This is a genomic window from Rhodococcus sp. YH3-3 (assembly GCF_001653035.1).
Classification (GTDB): domain Bacteria; phylum Actinomycetota; class Actinomycetes; order Mycobacteriales; family Mycobacteriaceae; genus Rhodococcus_F; species Rhodococcus_F qingshengii.
This window is the reverse complement of record NZ_BCWH01000001.1, coordinates 1,948,149-1,973,390: the sequence shown is the minus strand read 5'-3', so window position 1 is coordinate 1,973,390 and position 25,242 is coordinate 1,948,149. Positions and strand designations below refer to the sequence as shown.

Annotated in this window: 25 protein-coding genes and 1 riboswitch; of the genes, 7 read left to right on the top strand and 18 right to left on the bottom strand. The window is 64.0% G+C overall.

What is annotated here, in order from left to right; genetic code table 11:
• Positions 1-154: 154 nt before the first annotated feature.
• A complete protein-coding gene (thiD, locus tag YH3_RS09230; RefSeq protein ID WP_003945044.1) occupies positions 155-997 on the top strand; it encodes a bifunctional hydroxymethylpyrimidine kinase/phosphomethylpyrimidine kinase in 843 nt (280 codons plus the stop codon).
• A gap of 18 nt (positions 998-1,015) precedes the next feature.
• Here the strand turns inward: thiD and YH3_RS09225 are convergent, their stop codons facing one another.
• The 7 genes from YH3_RS09225 to thiO all read right to left on the bottom strand — a co-directional run bounded on the left by YH3_RS09225 (position 1,016) and on the right by thiO (position 7,474).
• Positions 1,016-1,867, bottom strand: a complete 852-nt coding sequence (locus YH3_RS09225) for an adenylate/guanylate cyclase domain-containing protein (RefSeq protein ID WP_007730127.1) — start codon at positions 1,865-1,867, stop codon at positions 1,016-1,018.
• 97 nt (positions 1,868-1,964) lie between these two features.
• On the bottom strand, positions 1,965-3,416 hold the full coding sequence (locus tag YH3_RS09220) for a M20/M25/M40 family metallo-hydrolase (RefSeq protein ID WP_007730129.1): 1,452 nt from the start codon (positions 3,414-3,416) through the stop codon (positions 1,965-1,967).
• A 132-nt stretch (positions 3,417-3,548) separates the two neighbouring features.
• Positions 3,549-4,319 (bottom strand): ABC transporter permease, encoded by a 771-nt coding sequence (locus YH3_RS09215; RefSeq protein ID WP_003945038.1) that lies wholly within the window; start codon positions 4,317-4,319, stop codon positions 3,549-3,551.
• Positions 4,319-5,308, bottom strand: a complete 990-nt coding sequence (locus YH3_RS09210; protein ID WP_064443283.1) for an ABC transporter ATP-binding protein — start codon at positions 5,306-5,308, stop codon at positions 4,319-4,321. The genes YH3_RS09215 and YH3_RS09210 overlap by 1 nt, the downstream gene beginning before the upstream one ends.
• Positions 5,309-5,437: 129 nt before the next feature.
• Positions 5,438-6,190 (bottom strand): thiazole synthase, encoded by a 753-nt coding sequence (locus YH3_RS09205; protein ID WP_007726857.1) that lies wholly within the window; start codon positions 6,188-6,190, stop codon positions 5,438-5,440.
• Positions 6,183-6,398 (bottom strand): sulfur carrier protein ThiS, encoded by a 216-nt coding sequence (gene thiS / locus YH3_RS09200; RefSeq protein ID WP_003944402.1) that lies wholly within the window; start codon positions 6,396-6,398, stop codon positions 6,183-6,185. The genes YH3_RS09205 and thiS overlap by 8 nt, the downstream gene beginning before the upstream one ends.
• The gene (gene thiO, locus YH3_RS09195; protein WP_003944311.1) at positions 6,395-7,474 is read right to left on the bottom strand and encodes a glycine oxidase ThiO; all 1,080 of its coding nucleotides are present in this window, start codon (positions 7,472-7,474) and stop codon (positions 6,395-6,397) included. Before thiO ends, thiS begins: the two co-directional genes overlap by 4 nt.
• Positions 7,474-7,620: riboswitch (TPP riboswitch) on the bottom strand. It overlaps the preceding gene by 1 nt.
• A gap of 26 nt (positions 7,621-7,646) precedes the next feature.
• On the opposite strand from thiO, the gene thiE reads away from it, so the two are divergent.
• Positions 7,647-8,342 (top strand): thiamine phosphate synthase, encoded by a 696-nt coding sequence (gene thiE / locus YH3_RS09190; RefSeq protein ID WP_003944422.1) that lies wholly within the window; start codon positions 7,647-7,649, stop codon positions 8,340-8,342.
• A 248-nt stretch (positions 8,343-8,590) separates the two neighbouring features.
• Positions 8,591-8,722: a hypothetical protein gene (locus YH3_RS37135; RefSeq protein WP_003944354.1), complete on the top strand. Its 132-nt coding sequence runs from the start codon at positions 8,591-8,593 to the stop codon at positions 8,720-8,722.
• A gap of 92 nt (positions 8,723-8,814) precedes the next feature.
• Here the strand turns inward: YH3_RS37135 and YH3_RS09185 are convergent, their stop codons facing one another.
• Positions 8,815-9,414, bottom strand: coding sequence for an NUDIX hydrolase (locus YH3_RS09185; RefSeq protein WP_042925897.1), 600 nt, complete (start codon positions 9,412-9,414; stop codon positions 8,815-8,817).
• Positions 9,415-9,572: 158 nt separating this feature from the next.
• Here YH3_RS09185 and YH3_RS09180 point away from each other — a divergent pair, with 158 nt between their 5' ends.
• Genes YH3_RS09180 through YH3_RS09170 form a run of 3 tightly spaced genes read left to right on the top strand, consistent with a single transcriptional unit; the run spans position 9,573 to position 14,270 of the window.
• Complete coding sequence (locus tag YH3_RS09180) at positions 9,573-10,934, top strand: hypothetical protein (RefSeq protein ID WP_042452116.1); 1,362 nt, start codon at positions 9,573-9,575, stop codon at positions 10,932-10,934.
• Between the two features lie 14 nt (positions 10,935-10,948).
• On the top strand, positions 10,949-11,935 hold the full coding sequence (locus tag YH3_RS09175; RefSeq protein WP_064443503.1) for a glutamate ABC transporter substrate-binding protein: 987 nt from the start codon (positions 10,949-10,951) through the stop codon (positions 11,933-11,935).
• Positions 11,936-11,942: 7 nt separating this feature from the next.
• Positions 11,943-14,270 carry a serine/threonine-protein kinase gene (locus YH3_RS09170; protein ID WP_064443282.1) on the top strand — a complete coding sequence of 776 codons (2,328 nt, stop codon included), beginning with the start codon at positions 11,943-11,945 and terminating at the stop codon, positions 14,268-14,270.
• Between the two features lie 33 nt (positions 14,271-14,303).
• On the opposite strand, the gene YH3_RS09165 is transcribed toward YH3_RS09170, so the two are convergent.
• From YH3_RS09165 to YH3_RS09140, 6 genes are all read right to left on the bottom strand, one after another.
• A complete protein-coding gene (locus tag YH3_RS09165) occupies positions 14,304-15,503 on the bottom strand; it encodes an acetate kinase (protein WP_047269457.1) in 1,200 nt (399 codons plus the stop codon).
• Positions 15,500-17,584, bottom strand: a complete 2,085-nt coding sequence (gene pta / locus YH3_RS09160) for a phosphate acetyltransferase (RefSeq protein ID WP_042452123.1) — start codon at positions 17,582-17,584, stop codon at positions 15,500-15,502. The genes YH3_RS09165 and pta overlap by 4 nt, the downstream gene beginning before the upstream one ends.
• Before the next feature lie 146 nt (positions 17,585-17,730).
• Complete coding sequence (gene fgd / locus YH3_RS09155; RefSeq protein ID WP_054186924.1) at positions 17,731-18,744, bottom strand: glucose-6-phosphate dehydrogenase (coenzyme-F420); 1,014 nt, start codon at positions 18,742-18,744, stop codon at positions 17,731-17,733.
• A gap of 95 nt (positions 18,745-18,839) precedes the next feature.
• Positions 18,840-19,187, bottom strand: a complete 348-nt coding sequence (locus YH3_RS09150; protein WP_003944317.1) for a YidH family protein — start codon at positions 19,185-19,187, stop codon at positions 18,840-18,842.
• Positions 19,184-19,657 (bottom strand): RDD family protein, encoded by a 474-nt coding sequence (locus YH3_RS09145; protein ID WP_003944375.1) that lies wholly within the window; start codon positions 19,655-19,657, stop codon positions 19,184-19,186. The genes YH3_RS09150 and YH3_RS09145 overlap by 4 nt, the downstream gene beginning before the upstream one ends.
• A complete protein-coding gene (locus YH3_RS09140; protein ID WP_003944326.1) occupies positions 19,657-20,391 on the bottom strand; it encodes a hypothetical protein in 735 nt (244 codons plus the stop codon). The genes YH3_RS09145 and YH3_RS09140 overlap by 1 nt, the downstream gene beginning before the upstream one ends.
• 115 nt (positions 20,392-20,506) lie before the next feature.
• Here YH3_RS09140 and YH3_RS09135 point away from each other — a divergent pair, with 115 nt between their 5' ends.
• Positions 20,507-21,355, top strand: coding sequence for an alpha/beta hydrolase family protein (locus YH3_RS09135; RefSeq protein WP_064443281.1), 849 nt, complete (start codon positions 20,507-20,509; stop codon positions 21,353-21,355).
• Between the two features lie 30 nt (positions 21,356-21,385).
• Here the strand turns inward: YH3_RS09135 and YH3_RS09130 are convergent, their stop codons facing one another.
• The 4 genes from YH3_RS09130 to YH3_RS09115 are packed head-to-tail and all read right to left on the bottom strand — an operon-like array spanning position 21,386 to position 25,242.
• Positions 21,386-21,883, bottom strand: coding sequence for a nucleoside deaminase (locus tag YH3_RS09130; RefSeq protein ID WP_076948810.1), 498 nt, complete (start codon positions 21,881-21,883; stop codon positions 21,386-21,388).
• 28 nt (positions 21,884-21,911) lie between these two features.
• Complete coding sequence (locus tag YH3_RS09125) at positions 21,912-23,054, bottom strand: LLM class flavin-dependent oxidoreductase (RefSeq protein WP_063314815.1); 1,143 nt, start codon at positions 23,052-23,054, stop codon at positions 21,912-21,914.
• Positions 23,051-23,875: a DUF1684 domain-containing protein gene (locus tag YH3_RS09120; protein ID WP_042925888.1), complete on the bottom strand. Its 825-nt coding sequence runs from the start codon at positions 23,873-23,875 to the stop codon at positions 23,051-23,053. The genes YH3_RS09125 and YH3_RS09120 overlap by 4 nt, the downstream gene beginning before the upstream one ends.
• The gene (locus YH3_RS09115) at positions 23,872-25,242 is read right to left on the bottom strand and encodes an NtaA/DmoA family FMN-dependent monooxygenase (RefSeq protein ID WP_007726841.1); all 1,371 of its coding nucleotides are present in this window, start codon (positions 25,240-25,242) and stop codon (positions 23,872-23,874) included. The genes YH3_RS09120 and YH3_RS09115 overlap by 4 nt, the downstream gene beginning before the upstream one ends.

Genomic DNA, 25,242 nt, shown 5'->3' with positions numbered 1-25,242 from the left:
CACTCATAGAATCAGCTACCGACGACGCTGTCCCGGGTTCGACCAATTTTTGCACCGGGAACGACCGGATCGCAATCGCAGTTCGCGCCGTCGTTCCCGCGAGAGGTGGGACCGAGCTGCCGTTTCCCCAGGTCCGATCGGTAGGCTCGTCGTCGTGAAGCTGCTGCCCCTGACCCCCGCCGGACAGACCCCGATTCGGGCATTGACCATCGCCGGAACCGACTCCGGTGGCGGAGCCGGCATTCAAGCCGATTCCCGCACGATGGCGATGTGCGGAGTGCACGCCTGCGTGGCCGTCGCCGCAGTGACGGTCCAGAATTCGGTGGGAGTCAGCGGATTCCACGAGATTCCGCCGGAGATCGTCGCCGACCAGGTGCGCGTCGTGGTCTCGGACATCGGCGTCGGTGCGGCGAAGACGGGAATGCTCGCGTCGACGACGATCATCGAAGCGGTGGCCGCGGTTGCCGCCGAGGTTGGGATCGGCCGCGACCGTCCGATTCCGCTCGTGGTCGACCCGGTGTGCGCGTCGATGCACGGCGATCCGCTGCTGCACGAAGAAGCTCTCGACGCGGTCCGCAACACCTTGATTCCGGCAGCCACGGTGGTCACTCCGAACCTCGACGAGGTTCGGTTGATCACCGGTATCGAGGTCGTCGACGACAAGAGCGCCCGCCAAGCGGCAGAAGCGCTGCATGCGCTCGGCGCTCAATGGTCCATCGTCAAGGGTGGCCACCTTCGTACTTCGGAGTTGTCCACCGACCTGTTGTTCGACGGCGACCGTTTCCTCGAATTCAGCAGTGCCCGGATCGACACCGGCAACGATCACGGCGGCGGAGACACGCTGGCTGCTGCGATCACTTGCGCTCTCGCACACGGCTATTCCGTTCCGGACGCGGTGGCGTTCGGCAAAGAGTGGGTGACCAAGTGTCTCGAGGCGTCGTACGACCTCGGCGCGGGACACGGTCCGGTGTCCCCGCTCTGGCGGCTCCAGGTCTAGCGCTCGAGGTCCAGGGCGCTAGTTCCGGCGCACGCGCCAGATTCCCAGGTCGACGGGAACTCCGTTGGGCGTGGTCGCGAAAAACCCTCGCCGCCATGGCCGGATCGTGAGATCGAGATCCTCCAGGGTGCCGGCTTCGAGTTCCTCGAGAGTTGTCGCCGACATCATGACGTTGCCGTCGCCGCCCAAGCCCATCATCCGGGCGGCGATGGTCACGTCGACGCCGAGCCAGTCGTCACCGATCTGACGCGGGGTACCCGTGTGTAGGCCGACGCGCATGCGCGGGGTGTATCCGTCGAGATCGACTTCCGCGAGCGCGTCCTGCGCGGTGAACACCGCCTTCAAAGCCGCATCCGGGCGAATGAACACTGCCATCAGACCGTCGCCCATCCGTTTGACGACGTGTCCGCCGTTGTCGGTGATCGGAGTTTCCACGGCCTGCGCCACCGCACGCAGAAGGGTCAGCGTCGCGCCGTCACCGGCTGCGAGCGACCAGGTGGAGAAGCCCACCAGATCGGTGAAGACGATGGTCAGTTCTTGATCGCCACGTCCGCGGCCCATCTTTTCCAGCGCTGCCTGCCACACCTGCAGTGCTCCGAGGCTCACTTCGCGAGTGGCTGCCGGCTTCTGATCGAGCAATCTGTCAGCGACGCGCGCCACGGCGCGGGCACCGCCGGGGCCGGCGAGCGAGAGCGGATCCCCAAACCCTGGATCACCGGGTAGTGCCCGCCTGAGGCGTCGTAGCGCGTCGATGAGCTGCTGCCGACGGTTAAGTTCTGCCGCAGAGTTCAAGACGACGTCGACGACGCCTCGAACCGAGGAGGAAGAAGCACCTGCCGTGTCGGTGTTCTCCGGGGACAGATCAGCCATAACTCAAGCGTAACTCAGAGTTACAGACAGTGTGCTGCCGCCGTTCTCGCACGGTGGCCTCCTGGTCGCTCGCACAGTCGATCATTCGGTCAGTCGATCATTCGGTTCTGGCCTGTGTCCGGGCATCGCCGACGGGAACTCCGTTCGGTCCGCTCAAATCCTGGGCATACGTCGCAACTCCGAAGGCTACTGCAGAAGCGTTGGCAGCGAGCGCTTCGCGATCGATGTTCGCGAGGTTGTCCTGGGCACTGTGGTAGTTCGGGTCGAAAGTCTCCTCCGCCTCTCCGCCCCACTTCTCGGCCTGTGCCGGCGTCTTGCGCTCGTCCGCGCCGCTGAACACGCCACCCGCCGGGATCCCGATCTCGATGAACGGGCCGTAGTCGGAGCGCCCGTCGAAGTCCGTTCCGTCCGCCGCAATCCCTCGCCCGGCGAGAAAATCGACGAAGGTGCGCTCGATGCCCGCCGACCCCTCGGGCCCGGGCCCCTCCCCGACGGCATCCGAGTTGTCGCCGTCGTAAGCCAGGTATCCGGCGTTGGGCGAACCGAGCATGTCGAAATTCAGGTACAGGGCGATGTCGGCCCGTTCCTGATCGCTCAGACCCTCGACGTAGCGGGTGGAGCCGACCAATCCCACTTCTTCCGCTCCCCAGAAAGCGAAACGCACGGCATTTTCGATGCTCGGTGAGCTTCCCATCTGCAGCGCGGTTTCCAGCACGGCTGCGGTGCCGCTTCCGTTGTCGTTGATTCCGGGACCTTCCGGCACACTGTCCAGGTGGGCGCCCACGACAACCACGTTGTCGGTCGCGCCGGTCTTGGTCTGTGCAATCACGTTGCGCGACTTCGTCGTTTCCGTCGACGTGTCGAGAATCAGCGTGAGGTCTCCGGGCGCTGCGGCAAGAGCCTCGCCCGACGCCTTACTCACCCCGCCGGTCGGAATGCGGGCGTCTTCGGGTTCACCCAAGGTAGCCCCGCCCAGCATTGCGTCCTCGTTGTTGGCAACCAGCAACGCCGCCGCGCCGCGATCAGCGGCGATCTTCTGCTTGTCGCCGAACGGGCACACTCCACGGGTGACCAGCACGATGGCACCGTTCACGTCGCGGCCGTCGTAGTCGGTGGCCTCGCAACCGGGGGTCTCGTCGGCGGGAATCGCCACCAGACGCGCCGTGATTCCGGTCGGTCCCGTGGAGGTGGAATATGTCAGCGCCCGCACCGGAACATCGGAGCCGTCAGCGGCTTTCAGGGATTCGGTGCCGGGATCGAAGGAGCTGAAGTCGAATTCCGGGGTGCTGACCTCGAAACCCTTGTCTTCGAGCAGGTTTGCCACGTAGTCGACACTGGCGTCATAGCCGGGGGTACCGGCCGATCGATTGCCCTCGTTGTTGGCGGCGATCTTCTCGAGTTGCTCCAGATGCCCGGTCACGGCGTCGACGGTGACGGTCTCGGAGAATGCAACCGGGTCTGTCGGGACGGCCGCTTCACTTCCCGACGCGCATCCACTCACCACGAGTGCTCCAGCCATTGCGACCACAACCACACCGAAGAGTCTCATCTTCGGAGGATATCGGCCGGAGCACAGGAAAGGGACCCAGTACGAATGGTTTTTCGTACTGGGTCCCTACTCTGCTGTCACTCCTTGTTCTCGGTAGGTCTCCCGACAACACCTACCGAGGGAGCGACAAGATCAGGCGTCGCGACGATTCACGATGACGATACTTGCTCCGAAAATCACCAGAACGAAGGCCGCGAAGTAAATCAGGCTGCCCCAGGGTCCCCAGTGGAAATCAAGGCTTCCGCCACCAGGGCTGAGGAAGTGGTTTGCATTCGCGAACGGCAGGAACGGAGTGATCTTCTCGCCGACACTGCCGAACAGTCCGAACAGGCTCTCGATGAGCAGCGGCCAGAGCAGGAGCAACGCAATAGCGCCGGCCGACTGACGGATGATCGATCCGACGCCGACAGCGAGGATCACGCACAGGAAGGCGTAAACCGGGATGCCGTAGATCGCACGCCAGTCATCGCCGGTCGACAGGGTCAGACCCGTGCTGGCCTCGGAACCGGCCATGGCCTTGGCCACCGCGTAGGACCCGAAAGCGAGGACAAACGTCAGCACCGCACCGAAGGCACCGATGAGGCCGGCCTTGGCGATCAGAACCGAGGCACGGTTCGGAACTGCCTGGAAGGTGGTGCGGATGGTCCCGAAGCGGTACTCACTGGTGACCGCGAGGGCCGCCATGATCATGAGAACCATGATTCCGAAACCCGAGATGCCTGCCGTGGCAACGGCGGTGTCGAGGTCCGGTGCTCCCTGGACGTCGGAGGACGTCAGAGCCGACTTGGCAACCGCGCCCATGATGGCCGCGAAGCCGAGCGCGAGCACGACGATGATGACCGAGCACCACAGCGGCGACTTGGTCGTGGTGATCTTGATACGTTCAGCACTGAGAACAGCCATTACAGTGCACCTCCCATAGCCTGCTGCGTGTTTGCCTGCTGTGTATTTGCGTGGTGGGCTCCGGCACCCGGATCGATACCGGATGCGTGGTACTGGACATCGTCCCCGGTCAACTTCATGAACGCATCCTCGAGCGACCCCTGCACAGAAGCCAACTCGTACAGCACGATCCCCTGCGAACCAGCCAACCCACCGATCACATCAGTGGTCGAATCCACCACCACCAATGCCGGGGCAACACCGGAACCGTCCTCACGCACCGTCAGCCCCTGCGAGAGCAACACACTGCGCAACGCATCGAGCTGAGGACTACGCACCCGCACCGTCGACTCCGACGAACGATCCACGAACTCCGCCACCGTCGAATCCGAAATCAACCGACCCCGACCGATCACCACCAACTGCTCCGCCGTGAGCGCCATCTCCGACAGAAGGTGACTCGACACCAACACCGTGCGGCCCTCGGCCGCCAACCGCTGCATGAACTTACGAATCCAGACGATGCCCTCCGGATCGAGACCGTTGACCGGCTCGTCGAACAACAACACCTTCGGATCCCCCAACAACGCACCCGCCAACCCGAGACGCTGCGACATACCGAGCGAGAACCCGCCGGCCTTCTTACCCGCCACCTCGGACAATCCGACGAACCCGAGCACCTCGTCGACGCGGGACTTCGGGATCCCGTTCGAAGCAGCCATCCACTGCAGATGCGCCCGCGCACTGCGATTGGGGTGCACCCACTTCGCATCCAGCAACGCACCGACCGTCCGCAATGGCGTCTTGAGCTCGCGGTACGGCTTGCCCTCGATCAACGCCGCACCCGACGTCGGCTGATCCAAACCCAGGATCATCCGCATCGTCGTCGACTTACCGGCACCGTTCGGGCCCAGGAAGCCCGTCACGATGCCCGGCTTGACCGTGAACGACAAATCGTCCACCGCTTTCGTCGGTCCGTAAACCTTGGTCAATCCCCTCAGTTCAATCATGAGGAGAACTTTGCCCTACCGGCAATGACCAGCACATCGGCCACAGGTCTAGTTCCGAGTGGTACTCAGGTAGGACACGAAGCCGGATAATCCGGGCATAACCCTGAGAAAACACCCGGAAATGGTCCGTCAGGACGATGCTTGGGCCCAGAACCGCTTGGGAATCCGGCCGGCGTGACGCGCTTCGAAACCTGCTACCACTGCGTGCCGCATCGCCGACGCCATCAACGCGGGATTCTTGGCCCGCGTCACCGCTGTCGCAAGCAGGACGGCGTCGCAGCCCAACTCCATGGCAAGGGTGGCGTCGCTGGCCGTTCCGATTCCGGCGTCGAGGATGACGGGCACACCGGCGCGCTCGACGATCATCTCGATGTTGTGCGGATTCGCGATACCCAGCCCTGTCCCGATGGGTGAACCGAGCGGCATGACTGCCGCGCAGCCGACCTCTTCGAGGCGAAGCGCCAGCACCGGATCGTCCGTCGTGTACGGCAGGACGGTGAATCCGTCGTCCACCAATTGTTCTGCGGCGGAGACGAGTTCGATTGCGTCGGGCAGCAGAGTCCGCTCGTCGGCGATGACTTCGAGTTTGACCCAGTTCGTCTCGAGCGCTTCGCGTGCCAACTGCGCCGTCAGGACCGCTTCGGCGGCGCCTCGACACCCGGCGGTGTTCGGCAACGGTTCGATTCCGAGGCGACGAAGCAGGTCCAGAACGCCGGTGCCGCCGGCCGCGTCGACTCGCCGCATCGCGACGGTGGTCAGTTCGGTACCGGAGGCGACAAGCGCTTCCTCGAGCACCGCAAGGTTGGCGGCGCCGCCTGTCCCCGTGATGAGCCGGGAACCGAAACTGCGGCCCGCGATAGTGAGAAGGTCCTGCTCAGCCACCCTGCACCGCCGTGAGGATCTCGATTTCCCAACCACGTCCGACGGATTCGTCCCAACGCCCGCGAGGAAAGAGCGCACCGTCGACGGCGACGGCGATGCCTTTGCTCGGCAACTCGAGGTGCGTCAGAAGTTCGGTCACCGTGACTGCTCGATCGAACTCGAGATCTTCGCCGTTGACGGTGATCCCGATCGGGACCTGCTCACTCATGAATTTTCCTTAGCTACTGCGAACCGCTCGGGTTCGGTTCCTTTTACCTCGACCAAAGATGTGCCGTTCAGCAACGCGACCGTCGCATCGGCGGTGACGGGCGTCAGCAGGACTCCGTTGCGGCCGTGCCCGGTGGAGACGACAACACGATCGGACACGCGCCCGATCAACGGCAGGTTGTCCGGCGTCATGGGACGCAGACCTGCCGCGCACTCGTACAGTTCGTATTCGCCGATCGCCGGCATCAGTGCCTCGGCGTCGTTGATCAGGTCCCGTACTCCGGCCATCGTGACCTGTGTGTCCTCACCAGACTCGTATTGTGTTGCGCCGACGACGATTCCGTCACCGCGCGGGACGAGGTAGGCGGGCCGCCCGTGGACGCTTCCGCGGATGGTGCGGCTGGGCGCCGGGGTGACTCCAGGCCTACTGCGCAAGCGAAGGATTTCGCCCTTGACCGGGCGTACAGGTAGCCCGGGCCACAGCTTGGGTGACGCGATACCGGCGGTGAGCACTATCTGATCGGTATCGAGTTCGGCGAGGTCGTCGACGGCCCGCGCGATCAATTCGACGCCGGATTCCGCACAGGCCTTCTGCAACGCCGCCAGCAGAAGTCTGTTGTCGACGGCGGACTCACCAACAGCCATCAACCCCGACCGGATGCCCCGGCCCAGCATCGGTTCGAGTTCACGGATGCGCGCGCGACCGAGAACTTCGAGTTCGTGCCCCTGCGAGCTCACCCACTCGGCGATGGTCTGCAGGTCCTGCGCGTCGGCAGCGTCGAGTGCAACCGTCAGCGAGCTGTCCGCGGTGAAGACCGATTGCCCGAATTTTCCGAGCTCCTCACCGAACGTCGGCCACCGTTCCAGGGACGCTGCACCGATTGTCAACGCGGTTTCTTCACCCGGCCAGCCTTCGGAAAGCGGGGCAAGCATTCCGCCCGCCACCCACGAAGCACCTGATCCAATGGACGGGTCGTACAACCGAACGGCCCACCCGTCGCGGGCTGCTCGCCACGCGATAGCGAGACCGATGACACCGCCGCCGACAACCGACACCGTACGAGCGTGTGTACTCACGAAACTCCACCTCCACTTCCTGCGCCGGCATGATCCGGGTCAGGTCTGACGGTCGGGATCTGGTCGCGATCCCCTCTCAGCCCTACGAACCTCGCAGTCACGACAAAAAGTGACGACGACGTTTCAGGACTCCCGTGTCGAACCTTGCTCCCTAGAGGCTACCGTTTGCTCCGTGCACCCCACACATCCCAGTAACGACATCGACCGGCGCGAGCGCCTGGCAGCAGCACGGCTGTACCTGTGCACCGACGCGCGCCGCGAGAAAGGCGACCTCGCGCAGTTCGCCGAGGCAGCATTGTCCGGCGGAGTCGACATCATCCAATTGCGTGACAAAGGCTCTGCCGGTGAGCGCGAGTTCGGCCCGCTCGAGGCCAAGGACGAACTGGTGGCGCTGGGCATTCTCGCGACCGCAGCGCGACGCCACGGCGCATTGTTGGCCGTCAACGATCGCGCGGATCTCGCGATGGCTTCCGGCGCCGACATCCTCCACCTCGGCCAGAACGACATTCCCGTCCCCTACGCGCGAACCGTTGTCGGTGAAGACGTAGTCATCGGCCGTTCGACGAGCAGTCGCGCGCAGGCGAGTCTGGCCGCCATCGAAGAGGGCGTCGACTACTTCTGTACCGGGCCGGTCTGGGCGACACCGACCAAACCGAATCGAAGTGCGTCCGGTTTGGAACTGGTTCGATCGACCGCCGACGCCGCACCGCCGCGGCCCTGGTTCGCGATCGGCGGCATCGACGAAGAACGTCTGCCAGAGCTGCTCGATGCCGGCGCCACGCGCATCGTCGTCGTGCGTGCAATCACGCAAGCATCGGATCCCCAGGCGGCCGCGCAACGCCTCGCCGCAGCCGTCGCTGGGCGCTGAAAGCCGGTAACTGGCGTTCGTCAAGTGTTTGCCGGGCGATTTCCGCACAGTTACGGGTCAGCACGCCTGACTCGAATTGTGAACGGAAGTTGTCCGATCAGACAACAAACTCCCAGTTCCTAGGTGCGATTGGATGTCCGAAAAGTCGGATTAAGTGATCTTGCTCACAGTTGCTTCGATTGCGTGTCACATCCCATTCGGTTTGTTGTAGTTTACCTCCAGTTACTAACTGAACCTAGGAGCACTAAATGGGATCCCTCGACACCGGCTCGCTCAGCACCGAATCGCTCGAAGACCTGAACCTCGGCAAGATCAGCGAGCTGCTCAAGCTCGGTATCACCGCGGTCAGCTTCATCACGGCGCTGAACTCGCTCAGCTGAGCCTCGTTTCGGTCGACGACCGAAACACCGAAGGGCCGGACTCCCGCGGAGTCCGGCCCTTCTGCTGTGTATGAACTGTGAAGACTCGAGTGCTACGACTGCGTACTCGACGCCTCGGACAGGTTCTGGTCACTGCCTGACTGCTCACTGCCTTGGTGGGAACTACCCGACAACCATCCGAATCCGCCGTCCTCGAGCACGACTGTGTGCGGATCGCCGTCCACGGCCACAACAGGCTCGGTCCGGAGGTCGGGCCATGAGGAACCGAAGCCCGGATGCAGCGGCAGTGAGTCGACGTCGGCTTCGCGTACCCACCGCAACTCGGTGCTCTCACCATTGGCAACCGTCGACAGTGGATGCGCCGCGTCAGCCACGACGGTGGTGTAAGTCCACCCGCTCTCGGCGCGCATCGTCACTACTTCCCCGCGGACACGGACGGCGTCCTCGGCGATACCTGCTTCTTCGTGTGCTTCCCGGACGGCAGCGTGCGTCGTGCTCTCGTGTGAGTCCCGCGCACCGCCGGGCAGTGCCCACGTTCCGCCCTGATGGCTCCACGCCGCACGATGCTGCAGCAAGACCATGGGTGATCCGTCCGAATCGGGGGCACGCAGAAGCAGTCCTGCGGCTCCGTGTTTACCCCAATGCCGAGTACCGTCCGATCCGATGGACCAACCGTCACCGTCACCACGCATCGACTACCTCGCTCCGCCTGCTCTCGCCGTTGTCCCACACTAACCGTTTCAAACTGCTCCAGGTGTAGGTGATGCTTATATGCTCGCGAAGATGCCCTGAATCATTTCTCGGCGGCATCATTTCTCGGTAGCCCGCCTACAGCGAAGTGAGGTGCTCGATGGTCGACCGTGTCGTCCCGTCCATCGAACCCCGGTCGCTGCCGCCCTCCGAGGCCACATCAGTGTCGGCGGAGGACGAGCAGGCACTTCTGCGGCGCGAACTGCAGGCCTTCATGTCCTCGACGCCTGGCCGGTTGACCGTCGTCGGACTGATCCTGATCGCGATCACTTTGATCGCCGGACTCCTCGCCACCGCAGCGATCGAGAACCGCCAGGCGAACCTCGACCTCCTCCTCGTCGAAACCGAGCCTCTCGCCAACTCGGCCCAGAATCTCTACAGTGCGTTGTCCTTGGCAGACGCCGCCGCGGCCACCGCCTTCATCTCCGGCGGCCTCGAACCCGCCGAAGTCCGCGACCGATACACGCAGTCGATCGGTGAGGCCTCTGCGGAGATCGTCCAGGCGTCGGCCGGTCTCGACTCGACCGATCTTGCCGGTCACAGCGCGTTGACCACCATCTCGACCGACCTCTCCGTCTACACCGGGCTGGTCGAAACTGCACGGGCGAACAATCGCGTCGGAAACCCGGTCGGGGCAGCATATTTGAGCGAGGCCTCGCAGTTGATGCAGACCTCGCTGCTGCCGATGGCCCAGCAACTGCACGCCTCGCAGGAGACGCTGGTCTCCCAAGTACAGCGCGATTTCGAGACTCCACCGTGGTGGCCGATCGTGGCGTTCGTCTTCGTGCTGTGCGCGCTGGTGGCGACACAGATGTACTTCTCCCGCAAGAGTCGCCGACGCTTCAATCTCGGGTTGATCCTTGCCTCGCTCGCGGTCGCTGCAGCTCTGCTGTGGCTGCTCACGGTCGGACTGGTCTCCGCACTGGCCACCGGGCGCGCGCTCGACGCCGGGGCCGAGCCACTGCACGAACTCACCGAGGCACGAATCATGGCGCAGCAAGCACGCACCGTGGAAACCCTCACGCTGGCGAGGCGGGATTCGACCGCCGAGGACAACGTGACGTTCACCCGCAAGGTCGATGCTCTGCGGGACATCCTCGAGGGCCTGCAAAGCGACGAACGCGCCCGAGTGAACAGCGAAGTGCTGACCGCCGCACTCGACTCGCGCCAGCAGTGGGTGGCTGCGCACACGCGCATGTACGACCGTCTCGGAAACGGCGACTTCACGTCCGCCGCAGCCATCACCATCGGCGCCGGAGAACAGGATTCGGCCGCGGAGTACGGAAAGCTCGATCACGAACTCTGGCAGGGAATCGTGGATTCGCGCACGAATCTTCGGTCCGACGTCTCGTACGCCTCCCGGGTGTTGGCTGCCTCTGCACCGGGCATGTCTGTATTGGCAGTTCTCGGAGTTGCCGGAATCTTCATCGGATTCTGGCCTCGACTGCGGGAGTATCAGTGACGGGAGTACCGGTGATGCGGAGGAAGAGCCCGGCCGTATGTGTCGCGGTTCTGGCAGCGGCCATGCTGGTGCTCGCCGGTTGCGGTGCGGATGGAGCCGAAGACTTGGACAACGCAGGCGCCACGTCGTACACGGACCCGCCGCTGCCGGCCGAGGCCACCATCGCTCCCAGCCCGACACCGACGACTACCGCGTCGTGCACCAACCTCACCGCGAGCCTGCGGCCCACCCCCGCAGACGCATCTCCGCAGCCACCCACGCCGAGCCTCGACGCCATCCGCGCCCGCGGGCGGCTGATCGTGGGCCTGGACACCGGTTCCAACCTCATGAGCTTTCGCGATCCGGCCACCGGGCGCCTCGAGGGTTTCGACGTGGACATCGCCCGCGAAATCGCCCGAGATCTGCTCGGTGACCCGGAGAAGATCGAGTACCGAATCCTGACGTCGGACGATCGGATCGCCGCACTCCAGGAATCGATGGTCGACGTGGTCGTCAAGACCATGACCATCACGTGCGAGCGGCGCGAGAAGGTCGACTTCTCGACGCAGTACTTCTCCGCTGAACAACGAATTCAGGTCTTGCAGGGGTCATCCGTCCGCGGCATCGACGACCTCGCAGGCAAGCGGGTCTGCGCTGCCCGGGGAACGACCTCGGCGACTCGAATCCAGCAACTCCAACCCGAAGCCACCGTCGTCACCGTCCCGATGTGGTCCGACTGCCTCGTCGTCCTCCAGCAGGGGCAGGTGGACGCGATCAGCACCGACGACACGATCCTCGCGGGCCTCGCCTCGCAAGACCCGTATCTGATGATGGTCGGTGGCTCACTGGGCGTCGAACCGTACGGAATCGGAGTGAACAAGGACAACCCCGACTTGGTCCGATTCGTCAACGGAACACTGGATCGGATCCGGAGCGACGGGACCTGGAACCGTATCTACGACCGCTGGCTCAGCGTCCTCGGTCCTTCGCCCGGTCCCCCGCCGGCCGTCTACCGGGATTGAGGCTGACATGACCGAAGAAACCGGCCCCGAGCCCGACGCCACGCAGGCTTCCATGCGTCCCGAACCCGAAGCCACCGGCGCCTACGAGCGGCCCGAGCCCGAAGCCACGGGCGCCTACGAGCGTCTCGAACCGACCTCGGCCCAGATACGAGGAACCACGCCGTCCGCGTCCTCCTCCCCTACCGGCCGCTCCACTCGATCCCGCCGCAGCCGGTCGGGGCGAAAGCTGCGTCTCGGCGGCGGCCTGGTCGAGGTTCCCCCCGTCCCGCAGATCGACCCCGCGTCTGCGGTGATGAGTGACCCGACCGTCCCCGAGCGGAAACGCTTCTGTTGGAAATGCAACGAACCAGTCGGTCGTAAGAGCGCAAGCACCAAGGCAACTCAGCACGGCACCTGCCCCAAGTGCGGTTCCACTTTCGACTTCCGCCCACTCCTCGAAGAGGGCGAATTGGTGTCCGGTCAATACGAGGTTCAAGGGCCCATCGCGCACGGCGGCCTGGGATGGATCTACCTCGCGATCGATCGCAATGTCAGCGACAGGTGGGTAGTTCTCAAGGGGCTCTTGCATTTCGGTGATTCCGAAGCGCAAGCCGTTGCGGTGGCCGAGCGTCAGTTCCTCGCCGAGGTCGCCAACCCCAGCATCGTCAAGATCTTCAACTTCGTCGAGCATCCGCGCCCGGACGGCACACCCATGGGGTACATCGTCATGGAGTACGTGGGTGGGCGATCATTGCGCGAGGTGCTGGCCGAATTCCCGGACGGCAAGCACATGCCGATCGAGCAGGCAATCGGCTACGTACTGGAAATCCTTCCGGCGCTGAGCTATCTGCATTCCACCGGCCTGGCCTACAACGACCTCAAGCCCGAGAACGTGATGGTCACCGAGGATCAGTTGAAGCTGATCGATCTCGGCGCCGTGTCCGGAATCGAAGACTACGGATACCTGTACGGTACCGCCGGCTATCAAGCACCCGAGATCATCGAGACCGGTCCGACCATCGCCTCCGACATCTTCACCGTCGGAAGAACACTCGCGGTTCTCACCCTCGACATGCCTTCGAAGCACGGACGGTACCTCGACGGCCTTCCCGAACCCGAGGACGAGCCACTACTGCGCGACCACGAGTTCTTCCACCGTCTACTGCTACGCGCCACCGACCCGGATCCGAAGAAGCGATTTCAGTCCGCCGAGGAAATCGCGGGACAACTCACCGGCGTTCTGCGAGAAATCCTCGCCGAGCAGACCGGGCAGGAGAATCCCGGACTCTCGCTCGTGTTCAGCAGGCAGCGAACGTCTTTCGGCACCGATGAATTGGTCGGGCAAACCGATGTGTACGTCGACGGTGTCAGCCACGACGCCGCTCTCGATCCGCGCGAAGTTGCGCACGCACTTCCCATTCCGTTGGTCGACCCCACCGATCCCAGCGCGCCGTTGCTGGCAGCGGCGGTGCACAGCGAACCGTCTCAGACTCTCGATGCTCTCAAGCATGCCCGCGAGAACGGAATCGACCGAACGTCAGGCACACCGGCGGCCGCCGTCTCGGGCGAAGTTCGACTGGCCGAGGCCAAAGCTCATCTCGATCTCGGTGATCCGGAAACCGCACTGACAGTTCTGGGCGAACTCCAGCAGAACATCGGGGACCACTGGAAGATCGAGTGGTATCGAGGACTTGCGGCGTTACAACTGGACCGATTCGAGCCCGCTTTCAGTCACTTCGAGGCAGTTCTCACCGCACTGCCCGGCGAGGCTGCCCCCAAGCTGGCGTTGGCAGCGACGGCAGAACTGATTCTCCAGCACTGGGAGAGCGACGACCCGGACCAATGGTGCCGATTCTCCGAGAAGTACTACCGCACCGTCTGGCGGACCGAACGAAACTACGTGAGCGCAGCATTCGGGCTCGCCCGACAACTCGCCGATCACGGCAACAAGAAGGCAGCCATCGCCGCCCTCGACGAAGTACCCACGTCTTCCCGGCACTACAACGTCGCACGGATGTCCAGCGCTCTGACGATGCTGTCCGGCGTTCCGATCGCCGAACTCGACGAATCGACTCTGCGGGAAGCCGCCCGTCGTGTTCGGGCGCTACCCGCTGAAGAGAGCCGAAGCCTGCAGATGCGAACCCTGGTGTTGGGCACGGCACTCGATTGGATTCGCTACGGCAATCGCTCGCACACCGAACTCGAACCCATCCTCGACCTGCCCTTCACCGAGCAAGGTCTGCGCACCGGAGCCGAAGCCTGCCTTCGCGCCCTCGCTCGCGCCACGACCTCCCGCACGCACCGCTACGCCCTCGTGGACCGGGCGAATGCGGTGCGTCCGCGCAGCAATTTCTGACGGACGCCCCGAGGTTTACAGTGCTGCAGAAACCTATAGTGCGGCCACCAAAGCCTTCGCCGCGCGGGCGATCGCCAACTCCTCGTTGGTGGGGACCACCAGCACCTCGACGGCCGACGAGGATGCGGAGATACGACGCTCGTCGCGACTCTTCGCCTCGTTGAGAGCCGGATCGACCTCGATACCGAGACGGGAAAGCCCGGCCAGGCTGTCGCGTCGTACGTCGACGTTGTTCTCCCCGACGCCGCCGGTGAAGGTGATGACGTCGACGCCACCGAGTTGAACGATGAAGGCGCCGATGTACTTACGGAGCATGTGCACGTAAACGTCGTACGCAAGTTGTGCGTCTTGGTCGCCGCCCTCGATCAGTGCGAGCAGGGCACGGAAATCGTTGACTCCCGACAGTCCCTTCAAACCGGAGCGCCGGTTGAGGAGGTCGTCGATCTCGTCGACCTTCATTCCCGAGTTGCGGTTGAGGTGCAAGATGATGCCTGGATCGATGTCGCCGCTGCGGGTGCCCATGACAAGACCCTCGAGCGGGGTGAGGCCCATCGTGGTGTCGATGGCCTTGCCGCCCTTGATTGCCGAGGCCGAAGCGCCGTTTCCGAGGTGCAGGACTATCTGATTCAGCTCGGCCGGATCCTTGCCGAGGAACTCCGCGACCCGTCCAGACACGTATTCGTGTGAGGTCCCGTGGAAGCCGTACCGGCGAATCTGGTTGGCCTTGGCCACATCCCGATCGATCGCATAGGTGGACGCCGCCGCGGGCAGTGTGTGAAAGAAGGCGGTGTCGAACACTGCGACGTGCGGAACGTCTGGCAGTTCTTCGCGCGCCACCTCGATACCGATCACGTTGGCCGGATTGTGCAGCGGCGCAAGGTTCGACAAATCCGCGATGGCTTTCACGACGCCGTCGTCGATGAGAGTCGGCGAATAGAAGATGTCACCACCGTGCACGACTCGGTGACCGACTGCGATGATTCCGGCCTCACTCAGCGGCCGCCCGACCTCGGCGACGATGTCGAGCACCATCTTCAGACCTGCGCGGTGATCGGCGATCGGAAGGCTCCGGTCTTCGACTCCGGTGCGGTGGTTGTAGACGATGTGGCCGTCGGGCTCACCGATGCGCTCGATGAGACCGTGCGCCACCGATTCCGCCGTATCCGGATGCACGAGTTGAAATTTGATGGATGACGAGCCGGAATTGATGACCAGTACGGTGCCGTCGCTCACGCTTGCGCTCCCTGTGCCTGTATTGCCGTGATAGCCACGGTGTTGACGATGTCCTGGACCAACGCTCCACGCGAGAGGTCGTTGACCGGCTTGTTCAGTCCCTGCAGAACCGGCCCGACGGCGATAGCACCGGCGCTACGCTGCACTGCCTTGTACGTGTTGTTGCCGGTGTTCAGGTCCGGGAACACGAACACCGTTGCTTTGCCCGCCACCAGCGAATCCGGCATCTTCTTGTCGGCGACACTCTGCTCGACGGCGGCGTCGTACTGAATGGGCCCTTCCACCAACAGATCCGGTCGACGCTCGCGCACCAAAGCGGTCGCGGTGCGAACCTTGTCGACGTCGGCTCCGCTGCCCGAATCCCCGGTGGAGTACGAGAGCATCGCGATGCGCGGATCGATCCCGAACTGCGACGCCGTCTGTGCGGACGAGATCGCGATGTCCGCCAACTGCTCCGACGTCGGGTCCGGAACCACGGCGCAGTCACCGTAGGAGAGAACGCGGTCGGCCAGGCACATCAGGAAGATGCTCGAGACCGTCGAGACACCGGGGGCGGTCTTGATGATCTCGAACGAGGGTCGAATCGTGTGAGCGGTGGTGTGTGCAGCGCCGGACACCATGCCGTCGGCAATTCCCAAGTGCACCATCATCGTTCCGAAGTACGAGATGTCGGCGATCACCTCGCGGGCCCGCTCGATGGTCATGCCCTTGTGAGCACGCAGCGCGGTGTATTCCTGTGCGAAGCGCTCGGTGTACTCGGACTGCGCGGGTGCGAGTACCTGCGCGCCACTGATGTCGACGCCGAGTTCCGCTGCGCGTCGACGCACACTGGGTTCGTCACCGAGTATCGTCAGGTCGGCAACCTGGCGCTGCAGCAACCGGCCGGCCGCGCGCAGGATCCGGTCGTCGTCACCCTCAGGCAGGACGATGTGCTTGCGATCGCGTCGAGCACGGTCGATCAGCTTGTACTCGAACATCTGTGGGGTCACGACGGACGGGATCGGCAGTGCCAGTCGGTCCATCAGGACGTCGGCGTCGACGCGCTGTTCCATCAAGCTCAACGCGGTGTCCACCTTGCGCTGCGAACCGACTGCCACGCGTCCGCGGGTTTGGGCTGCGGCGCTTGCGGTGTCGAAGGTACCGAGGGTTGTCGTCAGGATCGGAAGACGCTGTTTGAGGCCGGCCATCAACGCTGCGATGGCTGGGTGCGGCGTGATCCCGCCATTCATGATGATGCCCGCGAGCGACGGAAATCCCTCCGCCTCATGCGCATTGAGCAACGCGAGCAGCACGTCCGAGCGATCGCCCGGTGCGATGACGACCATGCCCTCGACCAGACGCTCGAGGATGTGCTCGGCGGTCATGCCGCCCACCATCACCTTGAGCGCTTCGCGGTGCAGCAGTTCCGGGTCACCCGAATACAACTCGCCGCCGGTGGCCTCCATCAACTCGGCCATCGTGGGCGAGACGAGCAACGGAATCTCCGGCAGGCTCCACGTCGGAACACCGATGTCGGACAGCGCTGCGGTGACCTCGTCGAGCTTGTCGGGATCGCAACGATTGGCGACGACCGCGAGCAGATGAGCGTGGTTGGCGGCCAACTCGGCGGCGCATAGATGCGCGAGCTGGGCGACCTCCTCGACACTGCGCCGAGCGCCGCGTACCGCCAGCAGAACCGGCGCGCCGAGGTTCACGGCGATGCGGGCGTTGAAGCTCAGCTCGCTCGGGCTTGCTACGTCGGTGTAGTCACTTCCGATGATGACGACGGCGTCGCACTGCTCGGCCACGGTGTGGTACTTCGCGACGATGTCGGCCAGCGCGGCTTCAGGATCGGCGTGAACCTGCTCGTAGGTGACGCCGAGTGCGTCGGCGTAGGAGAGATCGGCGGTGGTGTGCTCGAGCAGCAGTTCGAGGATGTAGTCGGTTTCCTCGGTAGAGCGGGCGATCGGGCGGAAGACACCGACCCGGGCGACGGTCGCGCACAGCATCTGTAGCACGCCAAGCGCGATGGTGGATTTTCCGGTATCACCTTCAGGAGAGGCGACGTAGACACTCGACACGGCAGCGGGCGCTTCTGGCATGCCCAACAGCCTAGTGTGGGCCGCCGCCCACCTTGCCACTGATCGTGGTCACGCTCACGCTCGTGCCGACAACCGGCGGCTACGAGAAAGACGAACGGTGCCTGCCACACGTCGAGTGGCAGACACCGTTCAGTTGATCTCGAGGATCAGCCCAGAGCACGCAAGCGAGGCGCGAGGTCACGCTCGAACAGTTCGAGGAACCGGCGCTGATCATGGCCCGGTGCGTGGAACACCAGGTGATTGAGACCGGCATCGACGTAGGCCTTGACCTGCTCGACGGCGTCGTCCGGATCGGAAGCGACGATCCAGCGCTTGGCCACCTGCTCGATGGGCAGAGCGTCGGCAGCGGCTTCCATTTCGATCGGATCCTCGATGCTGTGCTTCTGCTCCGGCGTCAGGGACAGCGGAGCCCAGAAGCGGGTGTTCTCGAGTGCAGCCTCCGGATCGGTGTCGTAGCTGATCTTGATCTCGATCATCTTGTCGATGTCGGCGACGTCGCGCTCGGCCTTGGCTGCGCCCTCGGTAACGGCTGGAAGCAGCTTCTCGGTGTAGAGCTCCATGCCCTTTCCGGAGGTGCAGATGAAGCCGTCACCGGCACGTCCCGCGTACCGGGCGACAACGGGTCCGCCGGCCGCGATGTACACGGGAATGCCACCCTCGGGAACGTCGTAGATCGACGCGCCACGAGTGGTGAAGTACTCGCCTTCGAAGTCGACACGATCGCCCAGCCACAGCTCACGCATCAACCGCACGGACTCACGCAGCCGCGCGAAGCGTTCCTTGAACTCGGGCCACTCGCCCTGGAAGCCGGTGGCGATCTCGTTGAGAGCCTCACCGCTGCCGACGCCGAGCATGATGCGTCCCGGGTAGAGACATCCCATCGTCGCGAACGCCTGAGCGATGACTGCCGGGTTGTAGCGGAACGTCGGCGTCATCACGGACGTGCCGATCTGCACGCGCTCGGTGCGCTCACCGACGGCGGTCATCCAGGCGAGCGAGAACGGTGCGTGGCCACCGTTGTGGCGCCACGGCTGGAAATGATCGCTCACCGCAACGGAATCCATGCCGTGCTGCTCTGCCAGAACTGCCAGCTCTACCAGTTCGCGAGGGCCGAATTGCTCAGCCGATGCCTTGTATCCGAGCTTGAGTTCCTGCGCCACAGTGCACTCCCTTGTCGTCTGTTTCGTTTACTTCTCTGACATGCTTCACGTTCTTTGCAGACTATCCAGACACCGCTCGGACTTCTCTGCGTATCTCAGCGAGCGAGGCTGGTGACCACCGTTGCCACGCCGGCTGCGACGGCAACCCCGGCCAGTGCCAGTGCAAACAGCCACAAAGCGTGCGGTTCCGGCATCGCCGCTCCGTCCTCGAGCGCCTTCTTCACCTGTAGCCAGCGTCGCATACCTACCAGTGCGGCCGCCGCCGCGAGTGCGATCAGGGTCAGACCGAGAGTCGTGCGAACCCACCCTGTACTCCATTCCGGTACCAATTGGACGACGGCGATGCCTCCGGCCAGCAGGGCGAGTGAGCTACGCATCCAGGCGAGGAAGGTGCGCTCGCTGGCAAGGGTGAAGCGCTCGTCCGGGCGGTTCGGTTCACTCATGCGTGCTCACCTCCGTGCGGTGCCACCAGATCCGGGTCCTGACGCCAGTCGTAGACGACCTCGGTGCGCAGAACGATGTCCTGCAACGAACGTCGTCGTCGATCGACCGCCGACCACAGCAATCCGAAGGCGAAGAGCACGCAGAGCACCGCACGGATGAAGGCCAACGGCCAGCGCACGAGGCGATGCCCGGACGTGATCACCCGCAGCCCCATCACGAGGGACCCGACGGTCCGACCGGTGGTCGCCCAGCAGGCGGTCAGATACGCCACCGAGACACCGAGAAATGCCGTCGTGGACAGGAAGATTCCCGGTTCCGAGAAAGTGAAACTCTGTGGCGAGAAGAGCAGTCGGACGAAGGCGAAGCCCACGTACACGGAACCCATCAGGAGCAGGACGACGCCCAGGTCGATCAGTCCGGCGAGTCCACGGGTGACGATGCCGGCTGGGCCGGAACTCTCCTGGGCCACTAGCGTTCGCCTGCGTTCGTCTTCGGATCGGTCTCTGTCGACGGTTTTTCTGGTGACGGTTTATCTGATGACGGTGCGTTGTCGCGGCCGAAGAGTCGCCCGACGAAGCCGGCGACAGCGTCGTCCGCCTGCATGCCCTGCACTCGAGCTCCGTGCACGGCTTCCGTGGAGAGTGAACCGGTCGATTCACGAATCATCTGGGGCAGGTCGACGCCCTCGATGACCTGGTCGGCGATCTTGACGAGGTCGATGCGGTTGACCTGGCGTTCGAGGTCGACCGTGTCGACTATCCCGTCGAGATCGAGGCGATCGATCACCGCTTTGACGTCGAGGCGGCTTGCGATCTCGTCCACGTCGACCCGGTCGATGATCGGTTCGAGCGAGACCCGCTCGGCAATCTTGTCCACGTCGATGTTCTCGGCGATCTTGTCGATGTCCACGTGGTCGACGACGATCTTGGTGATGTCGACTTCGGACAGAGCAGCGTCGACGACAGCTTTGATCACCGTCCGCAAGGTCGAGTCGGCGAACTCCACGGTCGAGTGCATCGCTTCCGTGCCGCGAGTGGTGACCTGGGTGATCGCGCCGTCGAGTGCGTCACCGACGACAGGGATCCGCTGCACGGAATCAAGTGCGAGACCAGCGGTTCTGCGCGCCGCACCAGCCGTGATCGCGGCCAGCCCGAAGGCCAGCCGAATCACGTCGGATTCGGGGTGGTGCGACTGCGATCCCACGCAATTGTCTCCATCTTCTTATACGACTGTTACCCGGACATTCGTCACTCCTCTTCGCATTGTGCCACTGTTGGAAGGCACAAATACGCTGTCCGGCTTGCGCCTGGGGGGAAATATGAAGACACGTCGTTTCACGGTTCGGCTGACGATGGCGGTGGCCATGGCCGCCGGCTTTCTCGGCCTCAGCGCGCCGACCGCGAGCGCGGATTCCGTGGTCAGTCGCATCGACGTCTACTCCCCCTCGATGGACCGCTGGATCGCCAACGACGTGATTTCGCCGGCCGGAGGAGGCCCGGCCCCGACCTTCTATCTGTTGACCGGTGTCGGCGGCGGCGAGGACGGGATCTCGTGGTTCAACAACACCGGAGTTCGTGACTTCTTCGACGACAAACACGTCAACGTGGTCATGCCGGTCGGCGGCAAGTTCAGCATGTACACCGACTGGAACGCCGACGATCCGGTGCTGGGCCGTAACAAGTGGCAGACGTACCTCACCAAGGAACTACCGGCGGCGGTCAACGCTCGGTACAACACGACCGGTGTCAACGCACTCGGCGGTGTGTCGATGGCCGGCGGACCGGTTCTGGACCTCGCGATCCAGTCGCCGGGCACCTACCACGCGGCCAACATGTGGGGGCCGTGGGGTAGCCCGCAGTGGGCGGCGCACGACCCGTTGATCAACGCCGAGAAACTGCGTGGCACAGCGCTGTTCATCTCGACCGGCAACGGCCTCCCCGGCCCGGTGGACGGAATCAACTCGCTGGCGATGGCCGCCGGCGTCGTTCCCGGCGCGGTCCTCGAAGGCATCACCAACATGTGCACCGCTGCCCTGCAGGGGCGATTCGGTCAGCTCGGCATTCCCGCGACGTTCAGCTTCCGACCCGAAGGCACCCACACCTGGGGGCTCTTCGAAGCCGACATGCGCGCGTCGTGGCCGATGATCGCGGGCGCTATCGGGGCGTGAGCCTCACGGCCCTCCTTACAAGCCATGGCGTCAGGTGAGACTGCGCGCCCAGTCCCGCATCCCGGCGGGGCCAGTGCCGGTGGCGTATTCAGCGAACAGATTTCGCGCTTCGTCACGGCGGATGCCGCCGAGGACTTCACGCGGCTTACAGAAAAACGGAAGTTCCACAGGCGGCGCCCACAGCTGCACGAGTTCCGCCGCACCGTCGTTCGGGGATTCGAGAGCGAACCACACCCGGGTCACACCGAGCGTGATCGCGGCACCCATACACATGAGACATGGTTCGAGATTGACCGCCAATGTCAATTCACCGGACGCTCGAGTGAATCCGAGAGCCTCGTCGGCCTGCAAGAGCGCTTGAAGGTCCGCATGGACTACCCGTCGGCCGAGTGCCCGTTCTTGCGTATACGCCCGCCCGAGCACACGGTCGTCGTCGAACACGACTGCGCCGATCGGCATCTCCCCGAGCTCCATGCCCTCACGCGCTACGTCAAGAGCAACCGCAAGGGCATCTCGAGGTGAAAACATCACTCGACACTAATGGACCAAGGCAAACTCACGCTGCCAGTAGTGCGGGTAGTCCCCATTCCTTGGCAAGCAGCTCGTACGAGCGCAGACGATCCTCGTGCCGATGGGTCACCCCGGTGATTACCAATTCGTCCGCTCCGGTGAGCTTCTGCAAACTGTCGAGCCTGTCGGCGACGGTAGACGGTGAACCGACGAACTGCGTGATCAGCCGATCCTCCACCACTGCTTTGTCGGCGTCGGAAAGTGGGAGCGCTGTCGCGGGATCGGGGTACGGGATGGCGCCGTGTCCGCTGCGAATGCTGTGCGTCCAGTGCCCGAACGTAGACGCCAACTCTCTCGCCGTCGCATCGTCTTCCGCAGCAACAACATCCGCGGAGACGACGACATACGGCTCCGACAGAACTGCCGACGGTCGGAATGCTGCACGGTATGCCTCGACGGCATCGAGCGTACTCGAGGGCGCCACATGGTAATTCGCACCGAACGGCAATCCGAGTCGTCCGGCGAGCTCGGCACTGGGGCCCGCGCTGCTTCCGAACACCCACAGTTCGACGTCGGCATTCTCGCCGGGACTGGCGTGCAATTCGATGCCGTCGCGGGTTCTGTAGGTACCGTTCAGGAGCGAGCGTATGTCGTCGACCTGCTGCTTGAAATCGGGCGCCTGCGCGCCCGGAAACGCCAATGCCTCGAACGACGCCTGCAACCGCGGTGACGTGAGAAGACCGGTTGGATCGAAGGGTGCCGGGATCACGACGCCGTCGCGTACGACGTTCTCTCGCTTCGATTCTGCCGGCGCAGGCGTTCCGGCAGCGACGGCGCGAAGTGCCTCCACCCGACGCTGTCCGCTGCGCCCGATACCGAGATCGATACGACCCGGATACAACGCTTCGACGGTACCGAAGGCCTCGACCACCTGAGCCGCCGTGTTGTTGCCCAGCAGCACGGCGGCCGAGCCGACACGAATGGTGTTGGTGGCGGCCGCGATCAGCCCGACAAGCACTGCTGGCGACGAAGAGGCAACGCCGACGAAGTGGTGTTCGGCGACCCAGTAACGCTTGTATCCCCACGCTTCGGCAGAACGAGCGAGGTCCAGCGAGTTCCGCAAAGCCTGGCGGGCCGTTCCGCCCTCACTGATCGGCGAGAGGTCGAGTACGGACAGCGGCGCGCTCACCTCGGTCCGCTTTCGGAGCGGGTGTCCGGTGTCTTCTCGCCGGCTTCCACCGCGAACGCCAGGCGGTTCTCGGCGGGGGCCACCGGGCACGTCGCGTAATCGGTGAACGCGCAGGGCAGGTTCGACGCCCGATTGAAATCGAGGACTACCGCGCCACCGGGTTCAGGTGCGCTCACGTGCAGCGAGCGTGCGGCCGGGTAGGTGGACACACCACTGGTCGCGTCGGTGAACAGGATGTGAAAGCCGTTGTCCTTGCCCGCGAACGCAATCAGCGTATACGTTGCACCGTCGTGTTCGAAGCTGATGGTTCCTAGGGCGTCGTGATGATGCTCGAGGCGCTCGACGACCGCGCCCGTCGTCACCGTGCGAGCCTCCTCGAAAGCTGTGAAGACACCCTCGATGCGCCACTGCGGGTTCGGCTCGAAGGTCGGGATACCACTGAACTGCGCCAATGCCGGGGCCGACGAATCGTGGATCCGCAGAGCCACCTCGCCGGTGCGGCGGATGACCTCGACCAACCGTGCGCCCTGCTTGACGATCAGTCCCGGCGCCCCCTCGATCGGATTCAGAGTGGCCGAACCGTCCACGGCGACGCCGTCGATCGACAAGTCGTCTGCGGGCGTCGCGGTGACGACAACGGCATTCGCGTCGGCGCGCCATGCACCGGGCAGGTCCGCGAAGGTGGAATCGGTGTCCACCAGCCAATGCAACGCAGTCAGGCTCAGCCAGCCGAGGGGTTCGCCGAAGGTGGCGTCGCGCGAGGCGTGCCAGGCATTCCAATCGCCGGTGAAGGTACTGGTGGAAGTGTCGGTAACGGTCATGATGCGCGGACTCCTTCAGCCTGCTCGTGCGGGTGGCGCAGCCCGAGATGGCTGCGCAGGGTGGTTCCTGAGTACTCGGTCCGGAAACTGCCGCGGTCCTGAAGTTCCGGTACGACGGTGTCGATGAACTCGTCGAGGCCCGCGGGGGTGATGTGGGGAACGAGGATGAATCCGTCGCTCGCGTCGCCCTGGACGTAGGTGTCGATCTCGGCAGCCACCTCCGCTGCACTACCCACGAACTGTTGGCGGGCAGTCACTTCGATGATGAGTTCACGGATGCTGAGGTTTTCGGCCTCGGCCTTGGCACGCCACTGATCTGCGACCGCTCGCGGATCCTTGACGTGGCGGACGCGTCCGCGGGTGATGTTGACGTCGTCCGACGGATCTTCCTTCGGCAACGGGCCGTCGGCGTCGTACTGGGAAAGATCTCTGCCCCACACCTGTTCGAGAAAAGCGATGGCAGTCTGGGGCCCGACCTGCTGCCGCCGGATGTGATACGCCTTCTCCTGTGCGTCCGCGGCGTTGTCACCGAGGACGAAGGTGGCGGCGGGGAGAATCTTGAGGTCTGCGTGCGTGCGTCCGTACTTGGCCAAGCGTCCCTTCACGTCGGCGTAGAACGCCTTGCCTGCTTCGAGCGTTCCGTGCCCGGTGAAGATGGCATCGGCCTTGGCCGCGCCGAACTCGCGTCCTTCGTCGGAGTCACCGGCCTGCAACAGAACTGGGTGCCCCTGCGGACTCCGTGGAACTTCGAAGCGTCCGGCGATGTCGAACTGCTTACCGGAGTGCTGGAACTGGCCGACCTGCTGGTCGGTGGCGAAAACACCGCGCTCACGGTCGACGATCGGACGATCGATGCTCCAGCTGTCCCACAGCGTCCGTACTGCGTCGACCAACTCGTTGGCGCGTGCATACCGCTCGGAATGCTCCAGATAGCCACCGCGGCGGAAGTTCTCGCCGGTGAAGGCGTCCGAGGAGGTGACCAGGTTCCAGGCGGCGCGGCCGTCGGAGAGATGATCGAGCGTCGAGAACTGCTTGGCCAACTCGTACGGTTCGTTGAACGTGGTGTTGATCGTCCCGGCCAGGCCGAGATGCGTTGTCACACCGGCAACCGCATTGAGAATGCTGAAGGTGTCCGGGCGACCGACTACGTCGAGGTCGTGAATTTTGCCCTGATGCTCGCGTAGGCGCAAACCCTCTGCGAGGAAGAAGAAGTCGAACAATCCGCGTTCGGCACTGCGGGCGAGATGCTCGAACGAGCTGAACTCGATCTGGCTCTTGGACGCCGGATCGGTCCACACCGTGGTGTTGTTCACGCCGGGGAAGTGAGCGCCCAGATGAACTTGCTTGCGAATCCTGTTCTGTGTCAT

Coding starts and splice junctions, on each gene's coding strand:
- YH3_RS09225 (WP_007730127.1), bottom strand. CDS start 1,867: ATGGCTGATCTGTCCCCGGAGAACACCGACACGGCAGGTGCTTCTTCC.
- YH3_RS09220 (WP_007730129.1), bottom strand. CDS start 3,416: ATGAGACTCTTCGGTGTGGTTGTGGTCGCAATGGCTGGAGCACTCGTG.
- YH3_RS09215 (WP_003945038.1), bottom strand. CDS start 4,319: ATGGCTGTTCTCAGTGCTGAACGTATCAAGATCACCACGACCAAGTCG.
- YH3_RS09210 (WP_064443283.1), bottom strand. CDS start 5,308: ATGATTGAACTGAGGGGATTGACCAAGGTTTACGGACCGACGAAAGCG.
- thiS (WP_003944402.1), bottom strand. CDS start 6,398: ATGAGTGAGCAGGTCCCGATCGGGATCACCGTCAACGGCGAAGATCTC.
- YH3_RS37135 (WP_003944354.1), top strand. CDS start 8,591: ATGGGATCCCTCGACACCGGCTCGCTCAGCACCGAATCGCTCGAAGAC.
- YH3_RS09185 (WP_042925897.1), bottom strand. CDS start 9,414: ATGCGTGGTGACGGTGACGGTTGGTCCATCGGATCGGACGGTACTCGG.
- YH3_RS09180 (WP_042452116.1), top strand. CDS start 9,573: ATGGTCGACCGTGTCGTCCCGTCCATCGAACCCCGGTCGCTGCCGCCC.
- YH3_RS09175 (WP_064443503.1), top strand. CDS start 10,949: ATGCGGAGGAAGAGCCCGGCCGTATGTGTCGCGGTTCTGGCAGCGGCC.
- YH3_RS09170 (WP_064443282.1), top strand. CDS start 11,943: ATGACCGAAGAAACCGGCCCCGAGCCCGACGCCACGCAGGCTTCCATG.
- pta (WP_042452123.1), bottom strand. CDS start 17,584: ATGCCAGAAGCGCCCGCTGCCGTGTCGAGTGTCTACGTCGCCTCTCCT.
- YH3_RS09150 (WP_003944317.1), bottom strand. CDS start 19,187: ATGAGTGAACCGAACCGCCCGGACGAGCGCTTCACCCTTGCCAGCGAG.
- YH3_RS09135 (WP_064443281.1), top strand. CDS start 20,507: ATGAAGACACGTCGTTTCACGGTTCGGCTGACGATGGCGGTGGCCATG.
- YH3_RS09130 (WP_076948810.1), bottom strand. CDS start 21,883: ATGTTTTCACCTCGAGATGCCCTTGCGGTTGCTCTTGACGTAGCGCGT.
- YH3_RS09120 (WP_042925888.1), bottom strand. CDS start 23,875: ATGACCGTTACCGACACTTCCACCAGTACCTTCACCGGCGATTGGAAT.
- YH3_RS09115 (WP_007726841.1), bottom strand. CDS start 25,242: ATGACACAGAACAGGATTCGCAAGCAAGTTCATCTGGGCGCTCACTTC.